This is a genomic window from Protofrankia sp. CiP1_Cm_nod2 (genome assembly GCF_920664355.1).
Lineage (GTDB): Bacteria > Actinomycetota > Actinomycetes > Frankiales > Frankiaceae > Protofrankia.
In genome coordinates this window covers 1-6016 of the sequence record NZ_CAKKTL010000006.1, presented here as the reverse complement: position 1 = coordinate 6016, position 6016 = coordinate 1, and the positions used below count along the sequence as shown (strand labels likewise).

The 6016-nt window shown below is 72.3% G+C and carries 5 protein-coding genes; all 5 read left to right on the top strand.

Annotation, left to right across the window (positions count from 1 at the left end):
• Positions 1–68: 68 nt before the first annotated feature.
• Entirely contained in the window at positions 69–1361 is a 1293-nt protein-coding gene (locus NBW84_RS01265) for a beta-ketoacyl-[acyl-carrier-protein] synthase family protein (RefSeq protein ID WP_445548213.1), read from the top strand.
• Positions 1358–2632: a beta-ketoacyl synthase N-terminal-like domain-containing protein gene (locus NBW84_RS01260; protein ID WP_250280895.1), complete on the top strand. Its 1275-nt coding sequence runs from the start codon at positions 1358–1360 to the stop codon at positions 2630–2632. Before NBW84_RS01265 ends, NBW84_RS01260 begins: the two co-directional genes overlap by 4 nt.
• Entirely contained in the window at positions 2629–3468 is an 840-nt protein-coding gene (locus NBW84_RS01255) for an ester cyclase (protein ID WP_250280893.1), read from the top strand. The genes NBW84_RS01260 and NBW84_RS01255 overlap by 4 nt, the downstream gene beginning before the upstream one ends.
• Positions 3469–3540: 72 nt before the next feature.
• Positions 3541–4701: a glycosyltransferase gene (locus NBW84_RS01250; RefSeq protein ID WP_250280891.1), complete on the top strand. Its 1161-nt coding sequence runs from the start codon at positions 3541–3543 to the stop codon at positions 4699–4701.
• A 22-nt stretch (positions 4702–4723) separates the two neighbouring features.
• Positions 4724–6016, top strand: a 1293-nt coding sequence (locus NBW84_RS01245; protein ID WP_250280888.1) for an FAD-dependent monooxygenase, incomplete at its 3' end; no start/stop codon positions are given.

Sequence of the window (6016 nt, the reverse complement as noted above, 5' to 3'; positions counted from 1 at the left end):
AGCCCTGGCCCAGCCCGCGGCACCCGCCGCGGAACACCCGTGAGAAACACCCCGTGAAGGAGCCGGAAGTGAGAAGGACGGCCATAACCGGCATCGGCGTGGTCGCGCCGGGAGGCACTGTCCGCAAGGAGTTCTGGGACCTGCTGACCGAGGGCCGGACGGCTACCAGGCGTCTGTCGTTCTTCGACCCGACGCAGTTCCGCTCGCAGATCGCCGCCGAATGCGACTTCGACCCGGCCGCGGCGGGCCTGACCCCGCAGGAGATCGCCCGCAACGACCGCTTCGTGCAGTTCGCTCTCGCGGCCGCGACCGAGGCCGTGGCCGACAGCGGTCTGGAGCTCGGCAGGGACGGCGCCGACAGCGCCGACGCCGCCGACGCCGGCGGTCCGGTGGTGGCCGTCAGCATGGGCAGCGCGGTCGGCGCCACCACCCGGCTGGAGGACGAGTACGTCGTCGCCAGCGACAGCGGGCGCGACTGGCTCGTCGATCCCGTCTACGCCTCGTCGTTCCTTTATCACGCTCTGGTTCCCAGCTGTCTGGCCACCGAGGTGGCCTGCCGCTTCTCCGCCCACGGCCCGGCGCACGTGGTCTCCACGGGCTGCACCTCCGGGATCGACGCGGTCGGGTACGGCCACCAGCTCATCGCCGACGGCGAGGCCGACATCGTGATCGCGGGTGCGACGGACGCGCCGCTGTCCCCGATCTCCATCGCCTGCTTCGACGCGATCCGCGCGACGTCGGCCCGCAACGACGACCCCGAGCACGCGTCCCGGCCGTTCGACGCCAGCCGGGACGGGTTCGTCATGGGTGAGGGCTCCGCCGTGCTCATCCTGGAGGAGCTCGAGCACGCCCGGGCCCGGGGCGCGCACGTGTACTGCGAGATCACCGGCTACGCCGCCCGTTCGAACGCCTTCCACATGACCGGCCTGAAGGCCGACGGCCTCGACATGGCCGAAGCGATCTCGGACGCCCTGCGGCAGGGCCGTACCGACCCGACCAGGGTCGGCTACGTCAACGCGCACGGCTCCGGGACCAAGCAGAACGACCGCCACGAGACGGCCGCGTTCAAGAAGTCGCTCGGGCCGCACGCCTACGACGTCCCGGTGAGCTCGATCAAGTCCATGGTCGGCCACTCCCTCGGAGCGATCGGCGCCATCGAGATCGCCGCCTGCGCCCTGGCGATCGAGAACCGGGTGGTCCCGCCCACGGCCAACTGGTCCAGCCGGGACCCCGAGTGCGACCTGGACTACGTGCCGAACATCGCCCGCGAGTACGACGTCGACGTGGCGCTGTCGGTCGGCAGCGGCTTCGGTGGGTTCCAGTCGGCCATCGTGCTCGACCGCGGACGAGGTGACCGGTGAGCGCCACCCGCGCCGGGCTGCGTCCTGTCATCACCGGCATCGGGGCGGTCACCCCCAGCGGCATCGGGACCGAGGAGCACTGGCGTTCCACGCTGCGCGGTGAGCTGCGGGTGGGGCCGATCGCCAGCTTCGACGCCAGCCGGTACGCCACCACGCTCGCCGGTGAGGTGACCGGCTTCGACCCCGCCGACCACATCGGCGGCCGGATCATCCTGCAGACCGACCGGTGGACGTGGCTGGGCATGGCCGCGACCGGGTTCGCGCTGACCGACGCCGCCTATGACCCGGCAGCGCATGACCCGTACGCGACCTCGGTGGTGTTCGGGGCGGGTTCCGGCGGCAACGACTTCGGCCAGCGGGAGCTCCAGCGGCTGTGGAGCCGGGGCCGCCAGGCCGTGAGCGTCTACCAGTCCATCGCCTGGTTCTACGCGGCGACCACCGGCCAGGCCTCCATCCAGCACGGCGTCAAGGGGCCGTCCGGGGTCGTGGTCTCCGACGGCGCCGGCGGTCTCGACAGCCTGGCGCAGGCGCGGCGGACCATCAGGCGCGGGACGCCGGTGGTGCTCGCCGGCGGCGCCGAAGCCGGCCTCACCCCCTACGCGCTGACCTGCCAGATCACGGGCGGGCGCCTGTCCACCAGCCGTGAGCCACACGGCGGCTACAAGCCGTTCGACCGCGAGGCGGGCGGCCACGTGCCCGCCGAGGGCGGCGCGACGCTCGTCGTGGAGGACCCGGCGTCCGCGGCGGCCCGCGGCGCGCCGAGGGTGTACGCCGAGATCGCCGGGTACGCGGCGACCCACGACGCCCACCACCACCGCGACCCGTCGCCGGATCCGCGCTGGTACGCCGAGGCCATGCGCCGGGCGCTCGCCGACGCGCGGCTCACCCCGGCCGACGTCGACGTGATCTTCGCGGACGGCGCGGGTTCCCGCGACCTCGACGAGCTCGAGGCGCGCGCGATCCATACCGCCTTCGGCGCGCACGCCGAGCGGGTCCCGGTCACCGCCCCCCAGGGCCTGACCGGGCGGATGTGCGCGGGCGGCTCGGCCCTGGCCGCCGTCAACGCCGTCCTGTCCATCCGGGACGGGGTGATCCCGGCGGTGGGCAACCTCGACGACCCGGCGCCGGAGTACCGCCTCGATCTCGTCCGGGTGCCCCGGGAGACCCCGGTACGGGTCGCCATGGTCAACGCCCGCGGCTACGGCGGCTTCAACAGCTCGCTGATCCTGCGGGCCGTCGACCCCGCGACCACGGACGGAGGAACCCGATGATCAGAGCGACGCTGCGCATGCTCGTCCGTCCCGACCGGGAGCAGGACTTCGTCGACGCCTGGGAGAAGATCGCCTCGGTGGTCCGCCGGACGCCGGGAAACCTGCGCCAGAGCCTCCTGCGCACCGGCCCCCGCGAATTTGTGATCACCAGCGACTGGGACAGCCCGGAAGCATTCCAGAAATTCGAGCGGAGCCCGGAACAGGACATCCTTACCGCACCCCTGCGCGAACTTCGGGAAAGCGCGAGAATGGAAATCTCGGAAATCGTCCTGCATGTCGAGAAAGAAGACCCGGAAATTTCTTCGGAAAGAGCGGAATCCGCTGTCGACAGGCGGGTCGAGGCCAACCGGAGAACGATTCTCGAGCACTTCCGGTCACTGGAGCGCGGGGACGTCGACGCCGCCGTGTCGGCCTTCGCGCCGGACATGGTCAACCACCGGCTCCAGCCGGGCAGCCCCCCGGGGCGTGACGGGCTGGCCCAGACCCTGGCAGTCGTGCTGCGCGCCTTCCCGACCGCGACCTGGACGGTCGAGAGCATCGTCGCGGACACCGAGAACGTCGTGGCGAAACTGGCGGTCGAGGGCGAGGCACAAGACGTGATCATGGGTGTGCGGGCGGCCGGCCAGCGGGTCACCTGGCGGCACATCCACTGGTTCCGCATATCGGACGGCACGGTGGTCGAGCACGACGCCATCCGTGACGACCGCGGCCTGCTGCGCCAACTCGGCGTGGGCACGGGGGGAACGCATTCCGGCGGGCTCGGCGTCAGTCTGCCGGGAGGTACTCGCACGCTCCAGCCGGATACCGGTGACCGCGACCCGGCGTTCACCGCCTGAAACGGGATGCCGGCCCGGGACGACCGTCGCGGGCCGTGTCCCCACACCTGTCACACCCGTAAGGAGCAGTTCGTGCGAGTGCTCTTCACCACTTCTCCGGTCCACGGTCATCTCTTTCCGCTGGTTCCGCTCGCGCACGCGCTGCGGGCGGCCGGCGACGACGTCCTGGTCGCCGCGCCGGCGAACTTCACCGGCGCCATCACCGAGGCCGCGCTGCCGGCGGGGCCGACCGCGCCGTCGGTCGACTTCCTCACGATCATGACCAGGGAGCGGGACGGCCGGCCGGTGCCGCCCGCGACAAACGCCGCGGAACGCAACGAGGGCACCGGCCGGGCCTGGGGACGCCTGACCGCCGCCACCCTGCCGTACACGCTGGAACTGGTGGAGCGCTGGCGCCCGGACGTCATCATCAGCGAACCGACCGAGCACGCGGGCCAGCTCGCCGCCGAGACGCACGGCCTACCCTGGGTCGAACACGGCTGGGGTGTGACGACGATGCCCGAGGCCCGGCCGCCCGCCCGCGACGAGCTCACGCCGGAACTCGCCGGCCTGGGCCTGACGGACCTGCCCGAACCCATGCTGCGCCTGCACCCGTGCCCGCCGAGCCTGCGGCCCGCGGACCCGCCCGGATCCCGCGACCGGCACATCCGCTACGTCCCCTACAGCGGAGCCGCCGCGCTGCCCGAGTGGATCCTCAGGCGGACGGAGCGGCCCCGGGTCACCCTGGCCGTCGGCAGCAGCCTGGTCAGGGCCGCCTTCCGGAACCTCGCGGAAACGCTGGCGGAGGTCGCCGCCGTCCTGCACGGCCTCGGCATCGAGGTCGTGGCCGGCCTGGAGGACCCGATCAGCCCCGGCTGGACGCTGCCGCTGCCGGCCGGCGCCCCCACCGGCCTGCTCCCGCTGCACCTGGTCGCACCCACCAGTGACCTTGTCGTCCACCACGGGCGCTCCGGGGCGACGCTGACCGCGGTGACAGCGGGCCTGCCGCAGCTCGCGCTGCCGCGGTTCGCGGACCAGTTCGACAACGCCGCGCGCATCAGCGCCGCCGGCGCGGGCCGGCAGCTGCTGGGGGAAGGCGTCACGGCCGAGTCGGTGGTCGCGGCCTGCCGCGACCTGCTCGACACCCCCTCGTACCGGGACAGGGCGGCGGCGCTCTCCGCCGAGAACGCCGCCCAGCCGACGCCCACCGACGTCGTCGCGGTCATCCACGACCTCACCGCCGCCCTGGTCTGACCAAACGGGAGCAGCTTTCATCATGGAGACAGATTTCTGCGTCATCGGCGCCGGCCCAGCCGGGCTCAGCCTGTCGCTGCTGCTGGTGCGATCCGGCGCCCGGGTTGTCCTCGTCGAACGGGCGACGTCGTTCGACCGCGAGTACCGCGGCGAGATCCTCCAGCCCGGAGGCGCGCTGATACTGGACCAGCTGGGTGTTCTCGACGGCGCCCGCAAACGGGGCCACTACGAGTGCTCGCGCTTCCGTATCGTCTCCGGCGGACGCCCCCTGTTCCAGGCCGAGTACGACCAGATCGAACCGCCGTACAACCACTTCCTCAGCATCCCGCAGCCGAACGTCCTGGAAGAGCTCTTCGACGCCTGCAAACAGTACGACCGCTTCGAGTATCTCGACGGCCGGTCACCGAGCGGGCTGCTCCTGGACGGCGAGCGCGTCGTCGGCGTCACCCTGCCGGACGGCGACACCGAACAGCGGATCGACGCCCGGTGCGTGATAGCCGCGGACGGGCGGCACTCGAGGACCCGGCGGCTGGCCGACATCACATTCACCAAGATCGACACCTTCGACTACGACATGGTGTGGTTCAAACTGCCCGCCCCGCAACGGCACGGCCCCGAGGTGACGGTCTTCCAGGGCGACGGCAACCCGATCATCGTCTACGACGCCTACCCCGACAGCCTCCAGCTGGGCTGGACGCTCCCGCGGCGCAGCTACCGGTCGCTGGCCCAGCACGGGATCGAGCACATCAAGGAACAGATCCGCCAGTCCGTTCCCCGCTACGCCGACCTGATCACCAAGTACATCAACGTGCCCGGTGACCTCGCGGTGCTGGACGTGTTCGCCGGTTTCGCCGACACCTGGGCCCGGGACGGCCTGCTGCTCATCGGGGACGCCGCGCACACGCACGGCCCCATCGGCGGCCAGGGGATCAACCTCGCGATCCAGGACGCGGCACTCGCGCATCCGATCCTCGTCTCGGCGCTGGCCGCCGGCAGCTTCGACCGCGACACGCTCGGCCAGTTCGAGCAACAGCGGCGGCCGGTCGTGGAAACGGTCACGCAGATGCAGGCCAGGCAGGCCAAACTGCTGTTCGCCCGCCCCGGTAACCCCCCGCCCGACCTGTCCGCCGAACACGGCGGCCCCGGTGGGCACGGCGGGAACGGGCACGGGCACGGCGGCCCTCCGGCCGGCCCGCCCACTGAACACAGCGGCCCCTCAGCCGGCCCCCCAACCGGCCCGGCCGCCGGACACGGCGGGCCGCCGGCCGCCCCGGACACCGGACGCGGTGGCCCCCCGACCGGCCCAGGTGCCGGC

Excerpts from the sequence above, each read along its gene's own strand:
- NBW84_RS01255 (WP_250280893.1), top strand. The coding sequence starts at position 2,629 with ATGATCAGAGCGACGCTGCGCATGCTCGTCCGTCCCGACCGGGAGCAG.